At 43.1% G+C, this 26,961-nt stretch carries 30 protein-coding genes; 6 read left to right on the top strand and 24 right to left on the bottom strand.

Annotated elements, in window-relative coordinates; all coding sequences use genetic code 11:
• Positions 1–213 precede the first annotated feature (213 nt).
• Together HGG78_RS06475 and HGG78_RS06470 are read left to right on the top strand one after the other, a co-directional pair.
• A complete protein-coding gene (locus HGG78_RS06475) occupies positions 214–438 on the top strand; it encodes a hypothetical protein (RefSeq protein WP_053311777.1) in 225 nt (74 codons plus the stop codon).
• 394 nt (positions 439–832) lie between these two features.
• Complete coding sequence (locus tag HGG78_RS06470) at positions 833–2,206, top strand: HD-GYP domain-containing protein (protein WP_172532367.1); 1,374 nt, start codon at positions 833–835, stop codon at positions 2,204–2,206.
• Positions 2,207–2,238: 32 nt separating this feature from the next.
• On the opposite strand, the gene HGG78_RS06465 is transcribed toward HGG78_RS06470, so the two are convergent.
• Positions 2,239–2,382: a hypothetical protein gene (locus HGG78_RS06465; RefSeq protein WP_171822936.1), complete on the bottom strand. Its 144-nt coding sequence runs from the start codon at positions 2,380–2,382 to the stop codon at positions 2,239–2,241.
• A gap of 193 nt (positions 2,383–2,575) precedes the next feature.
• On the opposite strand from HGG78_RS06465, the gene HGG78_RS06460 reads away from it, so the two are divergent.
• Positions 2,576–3,046: a hypothetical protein gene (locus HGG78_RS06460; RefSeq protein WP_172532366.1), complete on the top strand. Its 471-nt coding sequence runs from the start codon at positions 2,576–2,578 to the stop codon at positions 3,044–3,046.
• A gap of 449 nt (positions 3,047–3,495) precedes the next feature.
• On the opposite strand, the gene HGG78_RS06455 is transcribed toward HGG78_RS06460, so the two are convergent.
• Positions 3,496–5,433, bottom strand: coding sequence for a DNA topoisomerase III (locus HGG78_RS06455; protein ID WP_172532365.1), 1,938 nt, complete (start codon positions 5,431–5,433; stop codon positions 3,496–3,498).
• A gap of 83 nt (positions 5,434–5,516) precedes the next feature.
• The gene (gene grxD, locus HGG78_RS06450) at positions 5,517–5,849 is read right to left on the bottom strand and encodes a Grx4 family monothiol glutaredoxin (RefSeq protein ID WP_053311780.1); all 333 of its coding nucleotides are present in this window, start codon (positions 5,847–5,849) and stop codon (positions 5,517–5,519) included.
• A gap of 348 nt (positions 5,850–6,197) precedes the next feature.
• On the opposite strand from grxD, the gene sodB reads away from it, so the two are divergent.
• The 3 genes from sodB (at position 6,198) to HGG78_RS06435 (ending at position 8,265) form a co-directional block, all read left to right on the top strand.
• Entirely contained in the window at positions 6,198–6,782 is a 585-nt protein-coding gene (sodB, locus tag HGG78_RS06445; RefSeq protein WP_053311781.1) for a superoxide dismutase [Fe], read from the top strand.
• Between the two features lie 122 nt (positions 6,783–6,904).
• The gene (locus HGG78_RS06440) at positions 6,905–7,405 is read left to right on the top strand and encodes a VC2046/SO_2500 family protein (RefSeq protein WP_172532364.1); all 501 of its coding nucleotides are present in this window, start codon (positions 6,905–6,907) and stop codon (positions 7,403–7,405) included.
• Positions 7,406–7,593: 188 nt separating this feature from the next.
• A complete protein-coding gene (locus HGG78_RS06435; protein ID WP_053311783.1) occupies positions 7,594–8,265 on the top strand; it encodes an SDR family oxidoreductase in 672 nt (223 codons plus the stop codon).
• A gap of 42 nt (positions 8,266–8,307) precedes the next feature.
• On the opposite strand, the gene HGG78_RS06430 is transcribed toward HGG78_RS06435, so the two are convergent.
• The 21 genes from HGG78_RS06430 to flhF all read right to left on the bottom strand — a co-directional run bounded on the left by HGG78_RS06430 (position 8,308) and on the right by flhF (position 26,911).
• Positions 8,308–9,072 carry an MlaA family lipoprotein gene (locus HGG78_RS06430; RefSeq protein ID WP_172532363.1) on the bottom strand — a complete coding sequence of 255 codons (765 nt, stop codon included), beginning with the start codon at positions 9,070–9,072 and terminating at the stop codon, positions 8,308–8,310.
• 69 nt (positions 9,073–9,141) lie between these two features.
• A complete protein-coding gene (gene ccmI / locus HGG78_RS06425; RefSeq protein WP_172532362.1) occupies positions 9,142–10,359 on the bottom strand; it encodes a c-type cytochrome biogenesis protein CcmI in 1,218 nt (405 codons plus the stop codon).
• Positions 10,359–10,853, bottom strand: coding sequence for a cytochrome c-type biogenesis protein (locus HGG78_RS06420; protein WP_053311927.1), 495 nt, complete (start codon positions 10,851–10,853; stop codon positions 10,359–10,361). Before HGG78_RS06420 ends, ccmI begins: the two co-directional genes overlap by 1 nt.
• Complete coding sequence (locus HGG78_RS06415; RefSeq protein ID WP_172532361.1) at positions 10,853–11,404, bottom strand: DsbE family thiol:disulfide interchange protein; 552 nt, start codon at positions 11,402–11,404, stop codon at positions 10,853–10,855. Before HGG78_RS06415 ends, HGG78_RS06420 begins: the two co-directional genes overlap by 1 nt.
• Complete coding sequence (locus HGG78_RS06410; RefSeq protein ID WP_053311787.1) at positions 11,405–13,360, bottom strand: heme lyase CcmF/NrfE family subunit; 1,956 nt, start codon at positions 13,358–13,360, stop codon at positions 11,405–11,407. It abuts the gene before it with no gap.
• Positions 13,357–13,842: a cytochrome c maturation protein CcmE gene (gene ccmE / locus HGG78_RS06405; protein ID WP_053311788.1), complete on the bottom strand. Its 486-nt coding sequence runs from the start codon at positions 13,840–13,842 to the stop codon at positions 13,357–13,359. Before ccmE ends, HGG78_RS06410 begins: the two co-directional genes overlap by 4 nt.
• On the bottom strand, positions 13,839–14,045 hold the full coding sequence (ccmD, locus tag HGG78_RS06400) for a heme exporter protein CcmD (RefSeq protein WP_172532360.1): 207 nt from the start codon (positions 14,043–14,045) through the stop codon (positions 13,839–13,841). The genes ccmE and ccmD overlap by 4 nt, the downstream gene beginning before the upstream one ends.
• Before the next feature lies 1 nt (position 14,046).
• Positions 14,047–14,799, bottom strand: coding sequence for a heme ABC transporter permease (locus HGG78_RS06395; RefSeq protein WP_168521513.1), 753 nt, complete (start codon positions 14,797–14,799; stop codon positions 14,047–14,049).
• A 103-nt stretch (positions 14,800–14,902) separates the two neighbouring features.
• Positions 14,903–15,571 (bottom strand): heme exporter protein CcmB, encoded by a 669-nt coding sequence (gene ccmB, locus HGG78_RS06390; RefSeq protein WP_053311791.1) that lies wholly within the window; start codon positions 15,569–15,571, stop codon positions 14,903–14,905.
• 2 nt (positions 15,572–15,573) lie between these two features.
• Entirely contained in the window at positions 15,574–16,191 is a 618-nt protein-coding gene (gene ccmA, locus HGG78_RS06385; RefSeq protein ID WP_053311792.1) for a cytochrome c biogenesis heme-transporting ATPase CcmA, read from the bottom strand.
• 226 nt (positions 16,192–16,417) lie between these two features.
• Positions 16,418–16,915, bottom strand: a complete 498-nt coding sequence (locus HGG78_RS06380; protein WP_172532359.1) for a DUF2802 domain-containing protein — start codon at positions 16,913–16,915, stop codon at positions 16,418–16,420.
• On the bottom strand, positions 16,915–17,409 hold the full coding sequence (locus HGG78_RS06375) for a chemotaxis protein CheW (RefSeq protein WP_053311794.1): 495 nt from the start codon (positions 17,407–17,409) through the stop codon (positions 16,915–16,917). Before HGG78_RS06375 ends, HGG78_RS06380 begins: the two co-directional genes overlap by 1 nt.
• Positions 17,410–17,446: 37 nt before the next feature.
• Positions 17,447–18,433, bottom strand: coding sequence for a chemotaxis protein CheW (locus tag HGG78_RS06370; protein WP_172532358.1), 987 nt, complete (start codon positions 18,431–18,433; stop codon positions 17,447–17,449).
• The gene (locus HGG78_RS06365) at positions 18,426–19,202 is read right to left on the bottom strand and encodes a ParA family protein (RefSeq protein ID WP_053311796.1); all 777 of its coding nucleotides are present in this window, start codon (positions 19,200–19,202) and stop codon (positions 18,426–18,428) included. The genes HGG78_RS06370 and HGG78_RS06365 overlap by 8 nt, the downstream gene beginning before the upstream one ends.
• Positions 19,203–19,212: 10 nt before the next feature.
• Positions 19,213–20,325 (bottom strand): protein-glutamate methylesterase/protein-glutamine glutaminase, encoded by a 1,113-nt coding sequence (locus HGG78_RS06360; RefSeq protein WP_172532357.1) that lies wholly within the window; start codon positions 20,323–20,325, stop codon positions 19,213–19,215.
• 27 nt (positions 20,326–20,352) lie between these two features.
• Positions 20,353–22,587 (bottom strand): chemotaxis protein CheA, encoded by a 2,235-nt coding sequence (locus HGG78_RS06355; RefSeq protein WP_172532356.1) that lies wholly within the window; start codon positions 22,585–22,587, stop codon positions 20,353–20,355.
• Positions 22,588–22,596: 9 nt separating this feature from the next.
• Positions 22,597–23,316: a protein phosphatase CheZ gene (locus HGG78_RS06350; RefSeq protein WP_053311799.1), complete on the bottom strand. Its 720-nt coding sequence runs from the start codon at positions 23,314–23,316 to the stop codon at positions 22,597–22,599.
• Between the two features lie 60 nt (positions 23,317–23,376).
• Entirely contained in the window at positions 23,377–23,745 is a 369-nt protein-coding gene (cheY, locus tag HGG78_RS06345) for a chemotaxis response regulator CheY (protein WP_017052487.1), read from the bottom strand.
• A gap of 44 nt (positions 23,746–23,789) precedes the next feature.
• Positions 23,790–24,524 carry an RNA polymerase sigma factor FliA gene (locus HGG78_RS06340; RefSeq protein ID WP_053311800.1) on the bottom strand — a complete coding sequence of 245 codons (735 nt, stop codon included), beginning with the start codon at positions 24,522–24,524 and terminating at the stop codon, positions 23,790–23,792.
• The gene (locus tag HGG78_RS06335) at positions 24,517–25,404 is read right to left on the bottom strand and encodes a MinD/ParA family protein (protein ID WP_172532355.1); all 888 of its coding nucleotides are present in this window, start codon (positions 25,402–25,404) and stop codon (positions 24,517–24,519) included. The genes HGG78_RS06340 and HGG78_RS06335 overlap by 8 nt, the downstream gene beginning before the upstream one ends.
• 13 nt (positions 25,405–25,417) lie before the next feature.
• Positions 25,418–26,911: a flagellar biosynthesis GTPase FlhF gene (flhF, locus tag HGG78_RS06330; RefSeq protein WP_172532354.1), complete on the bottom strand. Its 1,494-nt coding sequence runs from the start codon at positions 26,909–26,911 to the stop codon at positions 25,418–25,420.
• Positions 26,912–26,961: the final 50 nt, after the last annotated feature.

Here is a 26,961-nt window from a genome sequence, read left to right as displayed (position 1 = left end):
TTGTTAGGCACTAACTACCACATTTAAATTATTGAAAGTTATACTAAATATTGAATGGTTAATCAAACTTGAAAACCGGCAACCGTTAATAGCGGTTCTAGGGTTCAAATCCCTATCTCTCCGCCACTTTTATTGGACTAAGCCGCTGATTATCAGCGGCTTTTTTCATATCTGATGCATGAAAGAGTCACCTACTACATAAAGGTGATACATGTGTATCTGTTAAAACTCCCTTCTAGCGTTTACTACCACCGTTCTCCTGTTCATGTTTCACTGCGTGAGCGCGGCTTTCCAAATGAAGTTCGCCTTTCTCTACTCACCAAAGATCATCAAATTGCTTTAGAGCGCAATATCTATGTATCTCTAGCAGTGAAGCAGAGTTTCGAGACTGCGCTTTCAGATGACTCATTCAACTACAATGACATCAAAGAAACCTGATATCAGAAACTCTCTGAATTAAGAGATGTAAACAGCACCTCAAGAATGAACACTCCGTCCGCCAGAACCCTCTCCATCCAGATATAGTCAAAAATGGCTTCCTTAAGTTTGTGCAAGATAGGGATGAAAGCTGGTTCTAGACCGACTCCGTATGGCTTTCGTCATACGTTCATAGATTATCTAAAAAATGCGGAATTATCTGAATCATTACCCCCTACTTATCAAGATTATGACCTACAGGGCTTTTCATTTCATATCCTTGGAAAAGTGAGTCAAACTTTAGTGCTAAACTAAAGTTTGTTCACAAATGGTGACTCTTCATCAATAATCATTAAAAGCCAAAACATAATCGATCTAAAGATAAAATGAATCTCTTACCGATCTAAGGATAAGCATGCAAACGACTATTGACCCCGTAATGCCGCTATCAGAGTTGATGCTCGCGCTAACCATGGCATTGGATATGACGGAAGGGCAACCCCCTGAGCACTGCATTCGATGCTGTTGGATAGGCATGCACATTGGTGAAGAGATTGGGTTAACGGAACAACAGCTCTATGATCTATTCTTCACTCTACTGCTTAAAGATGCTGGATGTAGTAGTAATGCCGCACGCATTTGTGAACTCTATCTGGCTGATGACCTTACATTTAAACGTAATTATAAAACTGTCGGTACAAGCTTATCTAGCGCCATTAATTTTGTCGTGAAAAATGCGGGAGCAGGACAAAGCTGGATGACTCGGATTTCAACTACAATCGATATCCTGAAAAATGGTACTAACTACGCACAAGAATTGATTGAAACACGCTGCACTCGCGGTGCAGAAGTGGCGCGAGAACTTCGCTTCAGTGAAGATGTTGCTCAAGGTGTGCACAGTTTAGATGAACATTGGGATGGAAGTGGTAAACCAGAGCAATTAAAACACGAGCAAATTCCGCTTTATTCGCGCATCGCTCTTTTAGCACAAGTGGTCGATGTATTCCAATTTGAGCATGATTTGAGTACCGCATTGGACGAAGTGAAATCCCGCAGCGGAAAGTGGTTTGATCCGCGGCTAGTCGATGCTTTTGTCTCTGTCTCACAACAACTGGCGTTTTGCCAGGGACTCAATGCAAATGATATTTGCCAAAGAGTCATGAACCTAGCCCCCGCACAAGTCAGCATTTCGGTAAATGACGAATATTTTGACTGCATCGTTACCGCATTTGGAAAAATAGTTGACTCTAAAAGCCCTTATACCGCAGGTCATAGCGAACGCGTTGCGGTTTATACTGACCTGATTGCCGAAGAGCTAGGCATCGAAGAAAATGAACGCAAATGGCTAAAACGAGCGGCTTTATTACATGACCTAGGCAAGCTCGGTATTAGCAATACCATCTTGGACAAGCCAGATAAGCTTAATGATGAAGAATGGGAAGCGGTAAAAACTCATTCCGCTTTAACTGAACAAATTTTATTGCAGATCTCCCCTTTCCAATCACTAGCGAAAATCGCAGGTGCACATCATGAAAAGCTCGATGGTACTGGCTATCCGAAAAGGCTCAGTGGTGACGAAATATCGCTTATGACACGTATCATTACCACTGCCGATATTTTCGATGCCATTACTGCAGAAAGACCCTATCGTGGAGCGATTCCCATTCCTAAAACCCTACAGATCATGGAAGAAAATTTACATACAGCCATTGATGAACGTTGTTTCAATGCGCTAAAAATCGCGATCCACAAACTGCCAAGCCACTATTTATCGTCTGAAGTTGTTTAGGTCGAAAAGATAGGTGGATGCTGCATACAGCCTCATAATTTGGAGGCAGCCTTACCTTTACGACTTGCACGGCTGCGCTTAAAAGCAGGGCGTTCTACTTTTGGTAAAGAACGCAGCGATTCCGGCACAGGCCCTGATTTAGCCTGTTCCATGATATGAGTAATGCGTTCTTGCATAAACGGCTGAATCGTGCCTGTGCAAGCTGAATTAAAGTGATAAATATACTGCGACTATTTTACCGCTACCCACTATGAGTTAGTCTAGGTATCTCCATCTGTGTTAAACGAGTAAATCAATAAACCATTTTCCGTTACTGCAGTGGAGGATTTTTTGTAACCAAACATCATTATTCAATCCAATGGAGCGTCTATGTACACTGCATCATCAATACAACAACTAATCAACGAGCTGGCTCAAGACTCTAGAACGAATAATAAAGTCCACATGGGAAAGCTTGATAAGACAATAAAAAAATTAAAGAATGCGCCCCGTAATCAAAATGCTGAAAAAATAGGGAATTGTATCAGGGATATCAAGGAGATTTTGTCAAAGCAAAACTCTAGAAAGTTTGATAAAAAAAATAAAAAGATAAATTGCATCGAAAAGATTGCACGAAGATTAAACAATCCTAACCCAGTGAGTACCAATCCTAAACTGTGTATTATTCAAAAGGAAGAAGGAAGTGTCGTTATTATTGCTGGGCAAGAGTTTAAAGAAGACATGTTTACTGGTGAAATGGGACTTGGTCGTTACGCTCATAGATTCCCTGGTTCGCCACTAGCTGCTGATTTTGGACGAGCATATCGCCATTTCAATAATCCCACGAGAAGGGAAAACTAGAAAAATGCCTAAAAACATTGAGTAATTAAATTATGTCAGAAAAGTAAAGACTCTTCATTAGCAATGAATTTTTACTACATAAGTAGTAGCTTATTAAAAACTTATTACAAACAATAAATTTTCCATTGATAATAAATAACAACTCAAAATAAAGGAGTAAAACGAAACGCTTGTATAATTGGCAACTCTTGCAGCATTTCACGCGACTGTAACCGGTGCATCTGAAGCTACAAATTAATTAATGCCCAATATATAAATCTGCACAAAAATCGCTAGCAGATAATATCGCTCAACTTTTTGTGGATGCTTAGTGATAAAAATTAACCTGTATTTTCAGCCCAAACCGTCAATAATTTAATTGGCATTATGAATATTGTAGGGATGTCAGCAGAACATTTAACCGGGCAAAGGGTATTAGTTAGATAATACAATAGCAGCTTTGGAGGTCGTCATTTGGAGACAGCCTTAGATTTACGACTTGCACGGCTGCGCTTAAAAGCTGGGCGTTCTACTTTTGGTAAGGAACGCAGTGATTCCGGCACAGGCCCTGATTTAGCCTGTTCCATGATATGAGTAATGCGTTCTTGCAGCACTTGCATAAACGGCTGATAGGCTTGGCCTCGTTCTGCCATCGCATGCAGTTGATGCTCCCAATGGGCAGTCATATCAGGGTAAGTCGATTCATTAGGCAATGCATGAATTAACCCTCGGCCAGCTGCGGAGCTCATGATCAACTTATTTTGTCGTGTTAATAGCTGACGCTTAAATAATGTATCTAGAATACCCGCTCTGGTTGCCTCTGTGCCTAAGCCATCGGTTTCACGCAGAATTTTCTTTAGTTCGCTGTCTTCGACATAACGAGCAATACCGGTCATGGCTTGCAGCAATGTCGCTTCTGTAAAATAACGCGGTGGCTCGGTTTTCCGATCTTTAACCTCTCCCTCTCGACATGTAAGAACACTGCCTTCATTTAAGGGAGGGACGCTATCCACACCACCTTCATCTTCTTCCACTTTGCCTAAAAGTATTTTCCAGCCTGTAGATATCAGTTGCCGCCCTTTCGCAATGAAGATCCCACCAGCAATATCAAATACCAATTTAGCTTCTGCATAAATCGCTGCTGGGTAAAACTGCATTAAATACTGACGTGCGATAAGCTGGTAGACATTCATCTCATAGCTCGACAATGCATTCACAGATGCCTGTTTTGGGGTGGGGATAATCGCATGGTGAGCCTCCACTTTTTTATCATTCCATGCTTTCGATTTCAGCGATAAATTTGCACCATTTACGGCGGTAGTAAGGTCTTTGGCATTATTAGTAATCGCTTGAGTGACTGAGGATGCCTGAGCATAATGCTCCAATGGTAAATATCGGCAATCAGAGCGCGGATAAGTGATTAATTTATGCTTTTCGTACAATGACTGACACGTATCTAGCACCTGCTGAGCACTCATGGAGAAACGTTTTGCCGCATCAATTTGCAGTGCAGAGAGCGAGTACGGTAAAGGTGGAGCTTGCTTAGTTTGCTTTTGCTCAGACTCAATCACTTTGGCCGATTGTCCTGCTATTCGGTTAGCCACATTTTCGACAAGTTTGCGATTTAAAATTCGTCCATCTTCATCTTGCCATGGCAGGCAAGCTTCACTGGGCTTCCAACGAGCACGAATGTCAAAAGCCGCCTGTCCGTCTAGATACGGAATAAGAGCATCAAGAGTAAAGTAGTCACGAGGAATAAAATTTTCGATCTCTTCATCTCTTCTCACTACCAGGCCAAGTACCGGCGTCTGCACTCGCCCAACCGATAATACACCTTGATAACCCGCTTTTTGCCCAAGTAGTGTATAAGCGCGAGACATGTTCATGCCGTACAGCCAGTCAGCTCGTGAACGAGCCAGAGCTGAAACCGAAAGTGGGATAAAATCTCGATTGCTGCGCATCTGGTTCAAAGCACGTTGCACGGCTGGTAGGTTTAAGTCACTGATAAGCAAGCGTAATGCTTGGTCTTTCTTGGTTTGGCTGACTTTACAATAGTCAATCACCTCATCAACCAGTAGCTGCCCTTCTCTATCTGGGTCACCGGCATGAATGATTTGTGTAGCATCTTTTAGCAGTTTACGAATAACCGTCAGTTGTTTGCTCGATGTTTTACGCGGCCGAAGTTGCCATTGTGCCGGAATAATCGGTAGATCGAGCATATTCCATTTTTTGAAGCGTTGATCGTAAGCGTCTGGCTCAACTTGTTCTAGTAAATGCCCGATGCACCAAGTTACGATATCGCCATTGGCGCAACGAATAAAACCTTGATCTTTTTTATGCGGCTTAGGCAGGGCATCAGCAATCGCTCGCCCTAAGCTTGGCTTTTCGGCAATAAATAAACGAGTCATAAACACATTCGGCAAATACAATTAAGGCCACATTAACCAATGTGGCCTTAAAAAATCAAGAAAAACTGTGATTTTGTACAGTGTTATTCTTCATTTCCTGCACGTGCTGCTGCTTCTTTGATCAATGGCTGCAATTCGCCTTTTTGGAACATCTCTAGAATGATGTCACAACCACCGATAAGCTCGCCTTCGATCCACAACTGTGGAAACGTTGGCCACTGTGCATATACAGGAAGTTCAGCACGGATATCTGGGTTTTGTAGAATATCTACATAAGCAAACTTTTCGCCACACGCCATTAAAGCTTGTGCCGCTTGAGAAGAAAATCCACAACTTGGTAATTTTGGAGAACCTTTCATATACAGAAGGATAGTATTTTCTTCAAGTTGCTGTTTAATTTTGTCGATAGTTTCCATTGCTTCCTCTTCATGAATGGAGATTGTCTTTACGCCATTCTAAATCATTAGTGGAGAATATAAAGCACATATTATTTGTGGATATGTGGGGTATTTTCGTTGAAATAGCCACATTCACCAGTTTTGCTCATAAGCCAAACTTAAAAATATGAAAACTATCAATAGCAACTTAACCGTGACGCAAAACTTTTATACTCACGATAATGCAACAATTTTTAAAAATTAGGGTTTTAATAAAGTAAAAAGTTGCTAAAATGATTTGCAAGTCAGTCATATCGACGAATATCACAATAACATTGGAAGCAACCGAAAGAGAAAACTCTTTCTACCACTATGGAGAATCGAGCAATGGCATTTGAATTACCAGCTCTTCCTTACGCTAAAGACGCTCTAGAACCACATATCTCAGCTGAAACTCTAGATTTCCACCACGGTAAGCACCATAACACTTACGTTGTTAAGCTAAATGGTCTTATTCCTGGAACTGAATTCGAAGGCAAATCTCTAGAAGAAATCATCAAAACTTCTACTGGTGGTGTTTTCAATAACGCAGCTCAAATCTGGAACCACACTTTCTATTGGCACTGTCTAGCGCCAAACGCAGGCGGTGAACCAACTGGCGCTGTTGCTGACGCAATTAATGCTGCATTTGGTTCTTTTGAAGCATTCAAAACAAAATTCACAGACTCTGCAATCAACAACTTTGGTTCTTCTTGGACTTGGTTGGTTAAAAAAGCAGATGGTTCTCTAGATATCGTTAACACTTCAAACGCAGCGACACCGCTAACTGAAGAAGGTGTAACACCACTGCTGACGGTTGACCTATGGGAACACGCCTACTACATTGATTACCGCAACCTACGTCCTGATTACATGAACGGTTTCTGGGCACTGGTAAACTGGGCATTCGTAGCAGAAAACCTAGCAAAATAATCCTTTCCCCTAGGATTTACATTTAGTCATATGATAAGCCTGCTTCCCCGCAGGCTTTTTTATTATTTAATCTAAAGTTATCTGCATCCTAGCCGTTAAAAGTGCATCGGTTGGAGAGGCAAATGCAAGTACATACATTAGATAAAGCCAGTATTATTAACGAGCTTCAGTTCGGCACAGGCCTCAGTCATGCCGTACAGCAAGGGCGTCGGGCTGATTTTGCTCTCATCTTGTCAATGTTCTCTAACGATGTTCGTGATAATACCCCAGTGGAACGCATAGAGAACCCACCGACTAGCGATGAATTACTACGTAAAAGGTTTGAGCTCTGCGATCCTCAAGCCTTGCGTTCTGACTCGACGTCATACGCGGTTTCCGCCAGACAAGCCGAATTGTTTCATCACGGTGGACTAGCAAGTGCTAAGCTGAGTCATTACTTAAAGCCTGAAGTGCTCACTTATTTACCTGAAGATACACATAATTTCCCGGAAGAGGTTTATTTGAACTTGTCTGGGCATGAACGGCGTCATCTATCAGCACCTAAAACTGAATTGCTTGCTGCAGATTTATATGTCCAATTAGCGGTCGCACATCGACACGATCAGATCCGTACTCAAGTTTAGTGTCTTAGATACAATACCAAACGACATTATCCATTGCAGAATGTGAGACCGAGCAAAAAAACAGCACACCATGCCTCTTCAGAGCGCGTTATTTGATGCTATTCACATCGCGACCATAACTAATCAACCATCCTATACAGACGAAATCCATCGAGAACGACAACACAAATAATAGGGTGAGGCACCCAATGGATATAAAAAGTGCAATTGTATTAATCACTTCAGCGAGCTCAATACTAGGCAGTACTCTGGCTGTTCATTTTGCCCATTTAGGTGCAAAAATTATTTTATGTGACCAAGATGAAAATGGGCTAATGGAAACATTCACTCGTTGCCATGCGATATCGAATGATGTGCATTACTATCATACGCCGGACTACTCCTTAGATAGCATCAATCAACTTCTTGATTATATTAATGATACGTACCAAAGTGCACCAGATGTTCTGGTCAATAACTGGCCAAATGCCCCTTTACCATCTCTGATAGGGGAACAGCATGCCGAGCTGTTCATCCAAAAACTGGCCATGATGGCATCAACGCTGTTTATCTTTGGTCAAGTCAGTGCTGAGCGAATGCGCCAAAGCAATAAGCATGGGGTAATTGTTAATGTGGTTTCACAAAATGAAGAGTATGACTTGTCGGGGATTGAAAATGCGAATTCAATGGTGTCTGGCTTTACTCAAAGTTGGGCCAAAGAGCTAACCCCGTTCAACATAAGAGTTGGAGGCGTGGTAGCCACATCAAATAGCGATCTTGGTGAGCAAATTCATTGGGCTGAAATGCAAGACGAATTAATTCGTAATACAGAATATATTGTTGCTAATGAATATTTCAGCGGTAGAGTGATGTCGGCATAGTTGTATGGTTGTATGCCATACCGACATCGAATATACGGACAATCAAAAACCTTCTTCTAAATAATCATCAAGGTAATCTTCTTCTGATTCATCAAAGGTTTGGTTGTCAATCTCGGCTTTGAAATCTTGTCTTTGTAGATAGACATCACGTGTCAACGAGTATGGATCTGGTGAATTCTCAAGTGTCGATTCTTGTGATACGAGCAACGCCCGTTTTTCCATTCCCTCAAATGCCCATTTGCCTAAGCTTGCCCATATATTCAGATAGGATAACGGGACATACATACCGTCTACGACATCCGTTACTTCACGGATAGTATAGGGACCATAAGCAGGTATCATTACATAGGGACCATTCCCTACTCCATAGTGCCCTACTGCGTCACTGAATGCTTTCTCATTATGTTTGATGATGCCTGCTTCAGAAGCGATATCTATCATACCAAGTAGGCCAAGTGTACTGTTCAGCCAAAAACGATTTAAGTGGTCAACGGCTTTTTCACCATTACCCATTAGTAAATTATTGATAACGCTTGATGGCTCATCAAGGTTAGATAACACGTTGGCAATGACATTCCTTATTGGCACCGGAATGTAACCGACATAAGCAATGGAGATCGGACGAACTATGTAAGGATCGAGGTAATCGTAGTTAATAGTCCACATTGAACGATTAAAACTTTCGAATGGATCTTCAAGGCTGGATTCACTTAATTGCGGTGAATTTGAATCTGGTGCACTAGTACATCCTACAAGAAGGAAAAATAGTAGAGTAAGATATGTGGCTCGGCCTATTCGGCTTATCATATTCAATTTCCATGTAAAAAGGCCGATGACTGCATCGGCCTATCCTGTTCTAAGTATATTCGGTTGTAGTTAATATTGCTTATTAATTACAACTTCGACGGACTGACCCATCTCAACAACTGCACTCTCGCCAAACCAATCGCCAGTTTTTGTGCTGACATTACCGTCGCTATCAACACGAACTCGAACAATAAATTGTGCTAAATCGGACAACTGACGTCCTTGCACCATGCTGTTACGATTATCCAACGCCACTTTAAGTGGAAATTGCGAAAGAGGATAACGTGCAGCGGCAACTGGCATAGGTGCGCCATCAGCACTATGTACTGAAACAATTAAGACAGCATTTTGCGGCAAGGTTACTGAACTGTCCAATGCAATAGTGACTGGCACGGAAACACCATCAGTATCAGGTTGCTGCATTTTGCCTTGAGCACTTTCAATACTGCGCGCCAACATTTCATAACGACTATCTTGGGGACCGATCATTTTCTGCATTAAGCTCCAGTATTTGATCGCTGCTGGGTAATCCTGACGCTCAAAGGCATCAAATGCAAGTAATGAAAAGACTCGCAAATCAACGTAGTCTTGCTGAACTAGCCCTGTGAGTATTGATCGAGCCTGATTTTGATCAATTTCATCTTGAGACAACATCAATGCTTGCGCATAACCTAGCTTCACATCGGCGTCTTTAGGCTCTAAACGATACGCTTTTTTCATTGAACCAATCGCGGTTTCGATATCTCTATTTGCCAATGCAATACGCCCAAGCAGCAACCAACCGGTTGCATCATCTGGTTGATAATGGAGACGTGTGCGCAGAGCCAACGTTAGATCTTCCATTTCATCATCAGTTAACGCTTCCCCATTGGGTGACATTAGCTTTTTCGATAATGCAGGTAAGTTAGCATTCACTTGCTGCCACTGCTCGACCTGATCAGCAGCACCTAATTTTATATAAACAGCGTAACTTAGCACCACCACCAGTAAAATTGATGGAATGAGTACCAACGCTGGTGAGATATAAGAAGAACCATTCACTTTAGACTCAGCCGGAATATCATCAAGCAAGGACTGTTTTAGATCTGAAATCAGTTCTTGTTCATTATCCACAAGCCCTTCTTCAGTTTCTACTTGCAGCTCAGATAGGCGATCTTTAAAAAGAGCTTTGTTCAGTTCATCGCGCAATGCCACATCATCATTAGATTTTTGTTTGATAATAGGCAATATGATAAACACACAACCGATGAAGGTAAGAATGAGGGTCGATAACCAAAAAAACGCCATTATTGCTTGTCTCCATTCTTCTCATCAAGAGCTTCATTTTCTAGTAACTGCTTTAGTCTCGCTTCCTTTTGGGCATCCCAATTTTCAGCTTGCTCTGTGACAGAAGCTTTACTGCGACGGGTTCTTAAGACGATAAACCCAAAACCAAACACCACCACGGCCAATGGCCCCAACCACAAAATAGAGGTTGCTACCGTGAATGGTGGATTATATGTCACAAAATTGCCGTAGCGTGCGATCATATAATCAACGATTTCCTGCTCTGATTTGCCTTGTTTTGTCATTTCGTACACTTTATGGCGCAAGTCCTGAGCAAGCGCGGCATTCGAGTCGCCAATCGTATTATTTTGGCATTTAGGGCAACGTAACGTGTTGCTTAGGTCTTTAAACTGCTGCTCTTGCTGCGTATTATCAAATTCATACACCTCAATCGCAGCTTGAACGGATAAGACCAAGGCTAAACTGGCAAGGATTGATAGAACAAAGCGCTTCATCATTTTGCCTCCTCAAGCAGTTTTTGATACATCGGCTGCAAGGTATCTTTCCAGTTGGTTGGGTTAACATCACCCACATGGCGGTAACGAATCACACCATCAGAGTCAATTAAGAACGTTTCCGGTGCACCATATACGCCAAGATCGAGCCCTAACATACCATTACCATCAAATAAACTAATCAAGTAAGGATTGCCCAGCTCATTTAACCATTTAACCGCTTTGTCACGTTGATCCTTATAGTTCAAACCGATGATTTTTACACCATCACTGGCTAACTTGTTAAGGTATTGATGCTCGGCATAACAAGTTGGACACCAAGTCGCCCAGACGTTAAGTAGCAGTGGCTCACCTTTAAAAACGGACTGATCATAAAGTTTGCCTGGTTCGGCCAGATCTTCCAAACGAAATTCTGGTATCTGCTTACCAATCAGGACTGACTCCAATTTGGTTGGATCATCCCCTTCGGTATTTTTCACTAATTGGGTGGTGAACACCGCAACCAAACCAAGAAAAGCAAGCAGTGGAATAAATAAAATCTTTTTGTTCACTTAGGCCTCCTGCTGGGTATTTTTTCTAAAGCGGTAACGTTTATCACTGATCGCAATCGCGCCACCAAAAGACATCAACAATGCTCCAGCCCAAATCCAACGAACAAACGGCTTATAGTAGATTCGAATTGCCCAAGAATGGCCATCTTCTAATCTTTCACCCATTGCTATGTAAAGGTCGCGAGTAACACCACGATCGATGGCTGCTTCTGTCATCATCGATTTAGCAGTTCTGTAGAAACGCTTTTCAGCGTGCAATGTATTGACATATTTGCCATCTTGAGTGATTTCAAAGTCTGCAATATAACCATCATAGTTCGGGCCATCTTTATCTCTTAAACCCTCAAAATAAAAATCGTATTGCTGAATTTTAAATGACTCCCCCGGAGCAAGACGCACATCACGTTCAATACTGTAGTTTTGTACCATCGCAATACCAATGACGGTAACAGCCAAGCCAATATGTCCTAGCATCATTGCCCAGTGACTGCGTTGCAACTTCTTCACACCGTCCCAGAAAGTATGGCGATGTGTCGCTCGCTCATACAGCTCTACACCATGTAGCAAAATAATCCACAGCGCCATCACCCAACCCATAAACGCCATTAGGCTAAAGTGCTCGGACAATAGATAAACCATAGCAGCCGAAATAACGAGTGCAGCGGTTCCACACAGCAACATTGGCTTTAATAGCTTCGAGAAATTATCTCGCTTCCAACGGATAAGAGGGCCAATCCCCAGTAAGAAAGCAAATGGCACCATTAACCACGCAAACAACATATTAAAGAAAGGCGCGCCGATAGAAACCGAACCAAGACCAATCTGTTTATGCACCAATGGCAGCAATGTTCCCACAAGCACCACAACCAGTGCAGCTATCAAGAGGATGTTGTTAGAAAGTAATGCATTTTCGCGCGAGACCAATTCGAAGTTGCCGCGAACCCGCACTGATGCGCCTTTCAATGCAAATAACAACAGTGAGCCGCCGATAACAAAGACTAAGAACCCAAGAATAAATAGCCCACGAGAAGGATCGGAGGCAAAAGCGTGTACCGACACTAAGATGCCGGAACGTACTAAAAAAGTGCCGAGCAAACTGAGTGAAAATGCGGAAATAGCCAGTAAAACGGTCCATGCTTTAAACGTGCCACGTTTTTCTGTCACCGCTAAAGAGTGCATTAAAGCCGTACCTGCTAACCATGGCATAAACGATGCGTTTTCTACAGGATCCCAGAACCACCAGCCGCCCCAGCCAAGTTCATAGTAAGCCCACCATGAACCAAGAGCGATGCCAAGTGTTAGAAATAACCATGCAGCGGTTGTCCATGGGCGAGACCAACGAGCCCACGCTGTATCAAGGCGTCCAGTCATTAATGAAGCAATAGCAAATGAGAATGCAACCGAGAACCCAACATAACCCATGTAAAGCATCGGTGGATGGATAATCAACCCAGGGTCTTGTAATAATGGGTTGAGATCGCGCCCATCAACAGGAAAGTAAGGCAGTGTGCGTAAAAACGGGTTCGAGGTAACAATAATGAACAGTAAGAAGCCAACACTGATCAAGCCCATGACAGCAAGTACCCGTGCAACCGATTCTTGTGGCATACCACGGCTGAAAGAAGCCACGGCTACCGTCCAAATTGCTTGGATTAATACCCAAAGTAACAACGAACCTTCATGGGCTCCCCATACTGCAGTTAATCGGTAATACCACGGTAACTGGCTATTTGAATTACTGGCCACATATTGCACGGTGAAATCATTGACATAAAATGCCCACAATAAGACAGCAAACGAAAGCAGCAGTAATAGGAACATACCCCACGCTAGTGGACGCGCAGTATTCATCAGCATGGTATTGCTGCGAGACGCACCAACCAAAGGCAAGATACTCAATAAAATTGCAAGCCCTAGAGAGACAATAAGGGCAAAATGTCCAATTTCAACAATCATTGAGCGCTTCCTTGTTTCTGTTCCGCCGTATAGTCTAGCGGCTGATGTGTCTTTTTCATCGCTTCTGCTATTTCTGGTGGCATGTAATTTTCGTCATGCTTTGCTAGCACTTCAAAAGCTTCGACTGTGGTTGGATCTTTAAGCACACCTTGAGCAACAATCCCCTGACCTTCACGGAATAAATCAGGCAAAATGCCTTCATATTCGACCGTTACATTCGGTCCAACATCGTGCAACTGAAAACTCACTCTTAATGATTCAGGGTCACGAGTCACTGACCCCACGACAACCATGCCACCAATGCGTAAACGTTGACCGACTTCAGGTTTCGTGCCGTCCGGTTTACCTTGAACTAGCTCTGTTGGCGTATAGAAAAGATCCATATTTTGATTTAGTGCGTACAGCATTAAGCCAATAGTGGCGCCAACCCCGATGAATAGTGCCAAAATAATCGTTAGCCTTTTTTTACGTCTTGGGGTCATAGTGTATTCTCCATATGCTTAGCGGCATCAATTCTTGCTTGACGATCCACTTTTGCTTGAACGTCTTGTAATAAGGTTTTTTCACGTTTCATGCTAACGGCTAATAGAATTAGCATCGATAAAAAAGTGATACCAAAAGCACTCCAAACGTAACCGGCGTAACCACCCATCGCTAAGAAATCACTAAATGAATCAAAATGCATATTAAATACCTTTCTTAATTTTGCTGGTTGCGAGTTCGATAACCCACGGGCGATGACTTTCTTTGCTAATGATTTCGTTACGCAAACGAATCATAGTAACGGCGGCAAAAAAGAAAGCGAAACCAAAGATATTGAGTAACAATGGCCACAACATGTCATTGGATATTGACGGTTTTTCAAATTTGGTAATGGTTGCACCTTGATGCAACGTATTCCACCATTCCACAGAAAAGTGGATGATTGGTAAGTTAATAACACCAACAATCGCCAATAAACCGGCGGCTTTCGCAGCAGTTTTTTGATCATCAAACGCGTGATAGAGCGCGATAACACCTAGGTAGAGAAATAGAAGGATAAGCTCTGAAGTCAGACGTGCATCCCATACCCACCACGTCCCCCACATTGGTTTTCCCCACACCGCACCAGTAATCAGAGCGATAAAGGTAAACACTGCACCAATCGGAGCCATGGCAGCAGCCGCCATATTAGACAGTTTCAATTGCCAAACAAGGCCGATAAACGCCGCAATTGCCATCGACATATAGATGCCCATAGACCAAATAGCAGCAGGAACATGGATATAAATGATCCTAAAACTGTCACCTTGTTGATAATCAGCAGGGGCATAAGCTAAGCCTAAAACATTACCGACCACTAAACATATCAACGCACTTATCGCAAACCAAGGTAGTAACTTACCGCAAAGTTGGTAAGCAGATTCAGGCTTAGCGTAGGGATGTAGCCATTTCCACATTGTTATCTCACTCTCACTTCATTGCTCCTGAACATGTGTCTGCTCAGTTTATTGTTTGTACACTGAGCTGAAATTGGCCCAGATATGGTTAACTCAGATAAAATTAGTTGACGCTGACTCTTAATGCAGCGCTGATGGCAAAAGGAGTAAGTGTTATTGCCCCCATCAGCATTGCTCCTAAAATCGCAAGTTGACCGTTATACGTCATTCCTAACGAAGCGGCATCAATCGCCGATGTAGCAAAGATCAAAATTGGGATATACAGCGGTAGAACCAGTAAGCTTAGTAAAACCCCACCTTTTTGCAGGCCGACCGTTAAAGCTACACCAATAGCCCCAATAAAACTTAACGTGGGTGTGCCTATGACCAAGGTCATGACAACAGCAAGCCAAGTATTAAAGTCCAGTGAAAGTAGCACCGCAAGCAATGGACTGATCAAAATTAATGGCAGACCTGTTAATAGCCAATGAGCCACCACTTTTGCTATGACAACAATAGGCAGAGGAACTGGCAGTAACATCATTTGCTCTAGTGAGCCGTCCTGAAAATCATCTCGAAACAGCCGTTCTAGCGATAACAGTGCAGATAACAACGCTGCCACCCATACGATACCAGCAGCAATGCGTGCCAATAAGCTGGGTTCAGGTCCAATACTCAACGGAAATAATGTAATCACGATAATGAAGAACCACAGTGGATTAAAGATATCCGCTTGGCGACGAAACGCTATCAGTAACTCTCGACGAACGACCATACCTATGGCTGAGATCACGGTTAATCTCCCAACTTAATTTTGCGTAATTGCGGGTAGTCTGAAAACATATCTTGGTGAGTCGTTAAAATCACTATTCCGCCTTGCTGCGCATGCGTTAGGAATAATGTTTCTAGCACCTTAACGCCTTGCTTATCAATCGCTGTTAATGGTTCATCTAAAATCCATAACTTTTGTTCACTTAACCATAAACGAGCTAGTGCAACACGGCGTTGTTGTCCCGCAGAGAGTTGGGCAACCACAACATCTTCGCGACCGGCTAAACCCACTTGGGCTAACGCCTGATAAATATCATTTTTTTCTGCTTTTGAAGAATGTATTGATTGATAAAAATGAAGGTTTTCAAACGCGGTGAGATCGCGTTTAACGCCCGTTTGGTGACCAAGGAAAAGTAGATCTTGATGGTACTCATCACGAGCCGATTCAATATGCTCGCCATTCCATAAAATAGAGCCTTCATCCCTATCACCTAAACCAGCAATAATGCGCAACAATGTCGTTTTCCCCGTACCGTTGCGACCTTCAATTTGTACCAGTTCTCCTGCATCAATAACAAAGCTCAGTGTTTCAAATAGAACTCTGTCATCTCGAATGGCAGTTAGGTCATTTACTTCAAGCATGTGCATCTATGTCAAAAAATTTGAGTCGCTATATTACCACACAGCGCAAAAGACAAAATACAATAAGACCATTACGAATCACGAATCTAAGTAAGAAACTGTTAATTTTTAATTATTTTTTGTCTCATTTACTACTTTATGGCTACATTTTGATTTATCGAAAATCTTGTGTAGTAAAAACTAAAGAAGGAAGCCAATGGCTTCCTTCTTTAGTTTTTACTGTCGACTATTTACGTACAGTACGCTTTTCATTGCGAACAGGTCGCCTACCTTCAGGAGAACGGCTGAGTGGTGGAATACTTTCTTGCCCTGCCAATTTCTTTTGTAGCGACATCATCAGTTCAGCTTCAGCTTTTGGTAATTCACACTGCTCAATTAGCTCGTTAATATCAGCACCAAGCTGCACCATTTTTGTGGCTCGGCTGTATAAACGCCCATCGGTATCAACGTGCTCTAACTCAATAATGCGCTCATTTAAGTGCTGGATAACATCTTGTTGCTCTGTCACTCTCTGACCAAGACCAAGCACAACAGAACGAACCTCTAACAGCTGTTTGTTACCTTTTTGTAATTCTTTCTCTAAAGAACGGGCATGCTGCCTCTGATGCTCTATTTGCCGAGTAAGACTGTACTTTACTCGCATGACCACAAGCAACAGCAGCAAAATAACTAATACCGCACCACCCGCTAAAATAGGTGCACTGAACAGCATCGCTTCATTCATTATAGATGAGCCATCTCATCCCACTCGTCTTCTGTTAGCAGTTTATTCAGATCAACGAGAATCAGCAGTTTGCCATCGCGGTTACTCACACCTTGAATAAACTTCGCACTTTCGTCAGTACCAACGCTTGGCGTAGTATCGATTTCAGAAGAACGTAGATAAACAACTTCAGCAACGCTATCAACCAAAATACCAATCACTTGACGCTCAGACTCAATCACGATGATACGTGTATTATCGGTGATCTCACCTTGCATTAAGCCAAAGCGAGAGCGAGTATCGATAACGGTAACAACGTTACCTCGTAGGTTAATGATACCGAGAACATAATCTGGAGCTCCAGGAACAGGAGCAATTTCTGTATAGCGAAGTACTTCACGTACTTGCATTACATTAATTCCATATGTTTCCTCTTCTAGTTGGAACGTCACCCACTGAAGCACTTCGTCATTAGACTTATCTTTTCTTACTTCCACTTCGTTAGTCTGAGACATACCTTTTCCTCTCTAAGTCGATTCCGACATAAATGTATTATTTCTCTAGTGCTTTTACATCAAGTCCTGCATTAAGCATAGCTATCAATGCTTCAACATGGATCAAAGCGCACATTTTTTCTTTTACCATTCCAGCAAGCCACGGGCGTTTCCCCGCTAATTCTCGCCAGCGAACCTTTTCCGTGCTCAGCAACTCAGTACCCATAAGCTGAGTACTTGCTAATCCCCACATACTTTCACCAAGCATCACAATATATTGATAACCCTCTTTATAAGAATCGTCATGCAGTTTTTCTGCCATCACCCACTTTGCAGTGTCAACAACATCTAGTTGGTTATCTTTATTGGTTTGTAATCCTAAATACCAAGCCGGTCGTCCGATAAGATGATTCAACGAGCCCATGCGGTGAATGCCACCAAGCTCATCAAGTGGAACGGCAAATGTGACACCATTGACTTCAAAATAAAGTACTTGAAAGTCTTGTGTTCTCTGCGTACTTTGCCACGCAGCCACACCATCGGCCCCTGTTTGTGTCTCTAACGCTAGCTCATGCTCAGTGGTATTATTTGGCTGAACAGCATCAATAGCTGAAGATTCGAGTTCAAGATTAATATCAGGTTTCGCACTCTCGGTATCCACAGTATCCCATTCTTGAATTTCTTCTATGGGTTCTACCACTGGCTCGACAATAACAGGCTCAGTTTTCAAAGAAATTTGTGCGGTGTTTTGCTCCATAATTTCTTCAAGATCTAATTCTGCTACAGGGTTACTAGATTCAAGCTGGCTCAGTAAGCGCTGTACATCATCTAAATTTGGTAATTCAAATTCTGCAACTTCAGAGTGAAAATGACTTTTTTCAGGCACAGATTGAATCGATGTCGATAATTCAGGTTCAATTTCGATGCTTACCGGCTCTTCTTGCTGTAAATCTTGTACATCAAGCTCTACAGCTTCTTCATCTAGCAAAGCGGTAAAGTAGTCATCAAGTGCTTGCTCGCTCGATAATAATGGCCCACTACTCATCTATAGCTAGCCTCTCTAAATATATTAGCAACTGTTTGTAAGCAAACACACCGCGACTTCCTTCTGCAAAATGAGAAGCGGGTAAGCGTTTCAAACTTGCGTCACGGAATTTAGTGTCAATCGGTACCGCAGAGCTCCATACCTGTTCTGGATAATCTTTTTTCAACTGATTCAAGGTTTGCAGAGAAGCTCGAGTCCGCTTGTCGTACATGGTTGGCACTATCGTCACTTTGAATAAACGGCTGCGTGATTTTTGCATGATGGCCAAAGTGCGAATCATCCGCTCAAGCCCCTTCATCGCCAGAAACTCAGTTTGAACGGGAATAAGGATACGATCACTCGCGGCTAGCGCATTGACCATCATCACGCCTAAAATTGGTGGGCAGTCTATTAGCACATAATCATAATTATCGCGTAACGCGAGAAGCGCGCGCTTTAAAATCAAGCCCATGCCACTACGATTACCCATCACGCGATCAAGTGTCGCTAAAGACATATGCGCAGGAATAATATCAATGCCTTCAATATCAGTCTTCAGTATCAGAGGGGTAACACTCTTCTCGGTAAGTTCACGTTGTTGAAATAGATCGAATAAACTGGCAGGTACATCGTCAGAGTCATACCCTAAGTATGTGGTAAGCGAGGCATGAGGATCGGTATCAACCAGCAACACTCTTTTTCCTTGCTGACTCAGCAAACCGGCAAGCGTAATCGTTGTGGTTGTTTTACCCACACCGCCCTTTTGATTTGCAACGCTCCATACAATCATTGAACTTCCTTTATGCAAGACCAACTTCAACCAACATACGTTCAGCAATACGCTCTAACGGTAAGTCCTCAGTCGAAATCCCTGCTTTAGCAACCGCTTGTGGCATACCATACACCACACAACTTTCTTCATCCTGAGCCCAGATTGTCGCACCAGCACTTTTCAACATACGAGCACCTTCACGACCATCAGCCCCCATACCAGTTAATACCATCGATAACACTTTATCAGCGTAGATCTTCGCGGCAGAACCGAAGGTTACATCAACACAAGGCTTATAATTCATCCGTTCACCACCATCAAGAATACGCAGCTTTGCCGCACCCGGGCGTCCTTCGATCATCATTTGCTTACCACCAGGAGCCAAATAGGCAACTCCAGGTTTTAATGCATCGCCATCTTGCGCTTCTTTCACTTCAATTTTACACAAAGAGTTCAACCGACTTGCAAAAGCGGCAGTAAACGTAGCTGGCATGTGTTGAATAAGCACAATTGGGTGTGGGTAATTAGCGGGTAACTTAGTGAGAATTTTTTGTAATGCAACAGGACCACCGGTAGACGTACCAATCGCTGTCAATTGATATTTTTTACCTGACGCTTTAAAACGAGCCAGTGCACTCGTTGATTTTGGCGTATGAGACGTTGTTGGTACTGGAGATCTACTCGATAAAGGTGTCGCCGCTGACACTGCTGGACGTGAAACCAGCGGTCTTCTTAACAACCCTTTTTTAGATGCAATTTGGATAACACGCTGCTGTAACAGAGCAACTGCTTCATCTCTATTGCGTGCGATGTCTTCAAATTTTTTCGGTAAGAAATCTAATGCACCCGCATCTAACGCATCCAGAGTGGCTTTCGCCCCATCATGAGTGAGTGAAGAAAACATCAAAATTGGAATTGGGTTCTGTGCCATTATTTCACGAACAGCAGTGATGCCATCCATGATCGGCATCTCAATATCCATTGTGATGACATCTGGCTTTAAGCTTCTCGCCTTTTCAACAGCTTCTTTACCGTTGGTAGCGACATCAATGACTTCAAGACGAGTTTCTGAGTTAATAATCTCACTCACTCGACGTCTAAAAAAGCTTGAATCATCAACGACTAATACTCTAATCGCCATGGGTATCCTTATTCTTGAGTGCTCAAATTATATCCGCGAAGCCGCCGCATATTGCTTAAGCAAATCTGGCACATCTAATATCAGTGCAATATGACCATCGCTAGTGATCGTGGCTCCCGCCATACCTGGCGTACCTTGAAGCAACTTATCTAAGGGCTTAATGACCACTTCTTCTTGACCAATTAGTGCATCAACAACAAAGCCGACTCGTTGGCTGCCAATTTGTACAATAACAACATGGCCATGACCTTTACGTAATTCGACTTTACCGGCTTGAGGAGCTAACCAGTTTTGCAGATAGAAAAGTGGTATCGATTTTTCACGCACAATGATAGTTAATTGACCATCAACAATATTGGTACGGCTAAGATCTAAATGGAAGATTTCATTAACGCTCGCCAAAGGAAGTGCAAACGGATGCCCAGCAACACCCACCATTAGAGTCGGCAGAATCGCTAACGTCAGAGGAACTTTAATGGTGATCTTTGTGCCTTTGCCCATTTCAGAATCGATATCAATGGAGCCGTTTAGTGTATTGATTGCTGTTTTAACAACATCCATACCCACACCACGCCCAGAAATATCTGAAATTTTTTCTTTGCTTGAGAAACCAGGCATGAAGATAAGGTTGAAACACTCTTTATTTGATAAGCGAGATGCGGCATCCTCATCCATCATACCGCGTTTCACCGCTATACCACGTAGAACGTCTGGGTTCATACCACCACCATCATCAACGATAGCGAGTTCGATATGGTCACCCTCTTGAGAAGCAGACAAAATAACCTTACCAGTACGAGATTTACCAGCTTTTACACGATCGTCTGGCATTTCAACGCCGTGGTCAACCGAGTTACGCACTAAGTGGATCAATGGATCGGCAAGCGCTTCAACTAAATTTTTATCGAGATCCGTTTCTTCTCCTCGCATTTCCAACACGATGTCTTTGTTTAAACTACGTGCTAAGTCTCGAACAACTCGAGGAAAACGACCAAACACTTTTTTGATTGGCTGCATGCGGGTCTTCATTACCGCACCTTGTAGATCAGCAGTCACAACATCAAGATTAGAGACGGCTTTGGCCATTTCTTCATCATTACTGTTCAGGCCAAGGCTAAGCAAACGGTTACGAACTAATACTAACTCACCAACCATGTTCATGATGATATCAAGTGTCGAGGTATCAACTCGGACAGTCGCTTCCGCTTGTTGCGCTTTTTTAGCAGCGGCCGGTGCGACTTCTTTTTTATCTGTAACGACAGCAGTTGCAGCTTTCGCAGGTTCTGCGGTAACTTTAGGTGCTGGCTCTACGGCTGGTTTTGCAACTTGTGCTTTTGGTTTTACAGGCTCTGCAGGCTGCACATTCGCAGCGGCAGGCTTGGTCGCCATTTCCAGCTCTTCCACAGAAGGCCCTTTACCAGAACCATGTAGCTCATCGAGTAGTTTTTCAAACTCTGCATCGCTCATCAAATCATCACTAGCGCCTTGCGTTGGCTTGGCAGCTGGTGTTGTAGGAGTTACTGGGGTTTCAGAAACGGTTTTAGGCTCATCTACCGATGGCCCTTTTCCTGCACCGTGCAGCTCATCAAGCAATTTCTCAAACTCATCATCGGTGATGTCACCGCTTGCCGTGCTTACACTTGGTGTTTTTACTTCAGGTATTGCTGCCGGAGCAGAGCTAACTGCGTTAGGTGCCGTGCCCTTACCATGTAATTCATCCAGTAATTTCTCAAATTCGTCTTGAGTAATTTCATCGATAGAATTTGAATCGACAATATTGGCTGAAGCAGTGGCTTCCGGCTGTGACTCTTCAATGACGGGCTCATCTTCAACAACAGCATCAGCTACGACTTGTTCGACTTCATCTTCAGATTCAGGTCGGCAAAGTTTGTGCTGTTCATCGAGTAAAACAGGATCTGCGGCTTCAAGGGGTTCCCCTTCTTGAACAGCACTGAACTGTGCATTAACGGTATCCAAAGCACGCAACATCGTATCCATTAAGCTAGATGTCACACTTCTTTGGCCATTACGCAAGATATCAAATACGTTTTCAGCACCGTGGCAAGTTTCAACCAACTCCGTTAAAGCAAGAAACCCTGCGCCCCCTTTCACGGTATGAAAGCCGCGGAAAATTGCATTTAATAAATCTTTGTCTTCAGGGTTGTTTTCAAGTTCAACCAATTGCTCTGACAGCAATTCTAGAATTTCACCCGCTTCAACCAAAAAGTCTTGAAGAATGTCTTCGTCTAATTCGTAGCTCATACGTTACCCCTAAAAACCAAGACTCGATAACAAGTCATCGACTTCGTCTTGAGATGAAACCGCGTCTTCTCTTTCGTGAGGGTTCAGTATTGGACCTTCAGGATCGATTGAAGCGTTCTTCTTCTTATCCGATTCTTGTTCTATTTGGTTAGTACCAAAGGCTGTGAGGATTTCAACAAGACGACCCTCAACCTCATTAACCAAAGTAATTACACGTCTAATTATTTGACCTGTCAGATCTTGAAAATCTTGCGCCATCAAAATCTCAGTTAGCTGACCACGTAATTCGCTGCTGTTGCCTTCAACTTGTGACAACAATGCATCAATACGGTGGCAAAGCGCTTTGAACTCGTTGAGATCAATGCGTCCATGCATTAATTCGTTCCACTGAGGACGAACTTGAAGCAACCCTTCATGGAGGTTGTCGGCTATCGGCATGCATCTGTCCACTGCATCCATTGTCTTATTCGCAGCCACTTCTGTTTTATCAATGACGTATTGAAGGCGGTCCCTTGCATCTGGGATTTCGTCATTGGCAATTTGCGTCATTCGCTCATCAATACTGAACTGTTTCAAAGAATCATGCAGTTCCCTAGTTAAAGCCCCTATTTCTTGCAGCATTGGATTGCTTGCATTGTCATAGATGTCTTTAAGTAGCAGATCTGCCTGTTCTTGCTGTTCATTTTCTAGTAGCTGAACGAGCTCTTTTGCTTGTTCTAATGAAATCATCCGATTGGCCTTTTCGCGCGTAAAATGAATAGAATACCTTTTGCCTATGGCAAAAAAGCTTTATAAACGCTCGAAAATTTTATCTAGTTTTTCTTTAAGCGTAGCAGCCGTAAATGGTTTTACGATATAGCCATTAACACCAGCTTGCGCAGCCTCGATGATCTGTTCACGTTTTGCTTCTGCCGTAATCATAAGTACAGGTAAATGCTTTAGCTCTGCATCTGCTCGAATGTTTTTCAGCAAATCGATGCCTTGCATACCTGGCATATTCCAGTCAGTAACAACAAAGTCAAAATCACCTTTCTTAAGCATAGGCAACGCTGTCAGGCCATCGTCTGCTTCTTGGGTATTATTGAAGCCCAAATCTCGAAGTAGATTCTTAACAATACGGCGCATTGTTGAAAAGTCGTCAACAATAAGGATCTTCATGTTTTTATTCAAAATTGCCTCCACTGAGCTCGAAATCAGTGATATTAGTCATTTTGCGTCCAAGAACTTAACTTTACTCTTAGTCGCTGCATAGATTGGCTTAGTATTTGGCTAACGCGAGATTCGCTAACCCCAAGTACTTCACCAATTTCTTTTAAGTTTAGCTCTTCATCATAATAGAGCGAAAGTACTAAAGCTTCACGTTCTGGAAGTGATTTTATTGATTCAACCAATGCTTTACGAAACGATTCATCTGCAACTCCCTTAAATGGCGAGTTATCTTCATCGTCATCTAAAGGGGAAATTGCATCATCTGAAATGCCTAAGTCTTCAATACCGACAATTCGTGAGCAATTAATATCAGTCAATACAGTATGGTACTGATCTAATGACATGCCCAAAAACTTTGCAACTTCGGTATCAGATGGCTCTCGATTCAGCTCACCTTCCAGTACTGAAATAGCTTGGGTAATTTCTCGATTGTGTTTATGAACCGAGCGTGGTACCCAATCACCACGTCGAATATCGTCAAGCATTGCCCCACGAATTCGAATCCCTGCATAGGTTTCAAAGCTTGCACCTTTGGTCCCATCATAATTTTTCTGTGCTTCAAGTAGGCCGATCATACCCGCTTGTATCAAGTCTTCGACTAATACGTTGGGCGGCAGGCGTCCAATCAGGTGGTGTGCAATACGCTTTACCAATACAGAGTATTTTTCCAAAAATGCTTGTTGGCTATTAAGGTTTCCGTGTTGGTCATAAGTAAGCGCTTTATTCACCGAATGGTTCCCCTACACTTTCTGTTCTATTGAGTAAACGCTCTACAAAAAACTCTAGATGTCCACTTGGTGTTCTAGGAATCGGCCAAGTTAATGCTTTGTTCGCCAGTGAGCTAATTGCAAGTGCCGCTGGCGAGCGTGGATATGCATCGACGACAATCTTTTGTCTTTTAACGGCTTGGCGTACTTTATCATCTAAAGGTATACAAGCGACAAGCTCAAGGCTCACATTTAGGAATCTTTCTGTCACTAAAGTTAATTTAGCAAACAATTCCCTACCTTCACGATAGCTTCTGACCATGTTAGCGACAATCTTAAAGCGTTGAACTTGGTGCTCTCTGCTCAAAAGTTTGATCAGTGCATATGCATCTGTGATAGAAGTTGGCTCATCACACACCACAATAACCACATCTTGCGCTGCACGAGAGAAACTCACCACCATATCAGAAATACCGGCTGCCGTATCAATGAGTAAGATATCCATCTCATCTTCTAAGCTGCCAAAGGCGCGTATTAAACCAACATGTTGCGCATGTGACAACTCTGTCATTGCTTGAGTACCCGATGTCGCAGGGATAATTCGAATACCAAAAGGGCCCTCAACAATGGCATCTTTTAATTCACACTCACCCGCAAGTACATGCCCTAAGTTTCGCTTCGGTCGGATACCGAGCATAACATCCACATTAGCAAGACCTAAGTCAGCATCCAAAACCATGACCTTCTTGCCCTGACGAGCCATACAGATCGCCATACCGAGTGTCACGTGAGATTTACCAACACCACCTTTACCACCCGTCACGGAGATGACTTTGGTAAGTGACGGTTGAGTTAAGCGGCGTAAACCGCTCGCTTGGTCATATATCATATTATTCGCCATATCTGTCCGCCGCCTAGAATCTCTCGGAGTCACTGCTCCAGTAATGAGGTTCATTTTCTGTCGACTTCTCGAGCAATTCATTTGCCTTTGCGACCATGTATTTCGGCTGTGCAATCACAATATCTTCGGGTACACGTTGACCATTCGCGATATAAGCGACGGGTAACGCATTTTGAACGACAACACTCACAAATTCACCCAAACTCAATGATTCATCCAGTTTAGTCATAATGCACCCGGAAAGAGGTATCCTTCTGAAGTGCTCAATGGTTTCTTGTAGTACTTTTCTTTGAGCTGTAGCCGGCAATACAAGATAGCTATGAATCACTTCGCTACTCTCTTGCATTAAAGTATCGAGCTGTTCGGATAATCGAACATCACGTTGCCCCATACCAGCGGTATCGACTAAAATTAGGCGACGATTACGTAGCTGATATATTACATCGGCTAACTCATTGGAATCTTTAGCAACTCTTACAGGACAACCCATGATTCTGCCATAAATAGAAAGTTGCTCATGTGCGCCTATACGGTAAGTGTCCGTAGTAACGAGTGCTACATTGTCTGCTCCATATTCCATCGCAGCGCGAGCCGCCAGTTTTGCAATCGTGGTGGTTTTACCTACCCCGGTAGGACCGAGCAACGCGACCACACCACCACGCTTTAGAATATCTTGTTTAGAAACAGGAACTTGGTCCGCAACTAAGCCAAGTAACGCTTTCCATGCTTTGGGTGGTGGCGTATCTTCTGGGATATAACAAGCCAGTTGATCCGCTAGCTCTTGTGAAACTCCCATTCGCTCGAGTCTTTTTATCAACATTGCTCGCAGTGGTTCACGACGTTCAACTTCTTGCCACATGAGACCGGACACTTGATGCTCCAATAAGCGTCGAATCGACGTCATTTCTTCACGCATATTTTCAAGCTCAGGGTTTGCAGCATTCTGCTCCTTAACTTGTTGGCGATCATAGCGGGATGGGTCTAATTTTGGTGCAGGTCGAGATGCCGTTCTTCTGTCTTCAGCAATTAATTTTGCCAACGGTGAGTCAGCATTCAGTTCTGGGCTATTTCGACCTGTATTAGAATGCTTAGAACCCGACTGGCGTTGCAACAATGCCGACAAGGAATCTTCATTCTCTGAACGATATTCAGAATCAGAACTTCCCGGGGTACTGTATTGCTTAAGCATGTTCGCGAAACGCTTGGTCATTGAGCGTCCAGTATCTGCGCTATTTTGCAGGCTGACGCGATCATCATCGAGCTCGCGAGATGTAGTAGCATTATTCAATGACGGGGTGACCTGGGTATATCCCTGCTGTCTAGGCTGAGAACTGTAACGCTTGTTACTGTTTTGTTGAGTTGGCTGCTCACCATCAACAGCGGCGACAATTTCTACACCACCCGCGACTTTTTTATTCGACATGATCACCGCTTCTGCACCAAGTTCTTCTTTCACTTGCAGCAGTGCAGTACGCATGTCTTTGGCAAAAAATCGTTTTATTTTCAAAGCAGATATCCGTGTTTAAGGGGCAAAGCCTTATGTATCAGTTGGCCGCA

The organism is Vibrio aestuarianus (assembly GCF_012395185.1).
GTDB classification, from domain to species: Bacteria; Pseudomonadota; Gammaproteobacteria; order Enterobacterales; family Vibrionaceae; genus Vibrio; species Vibrio aestuarianus.
The sequence above is the reverse complement of the archived record's forward strand: the minus strand, read 5'-3'. Positions and strand labels throughout refer to the sequence as shown.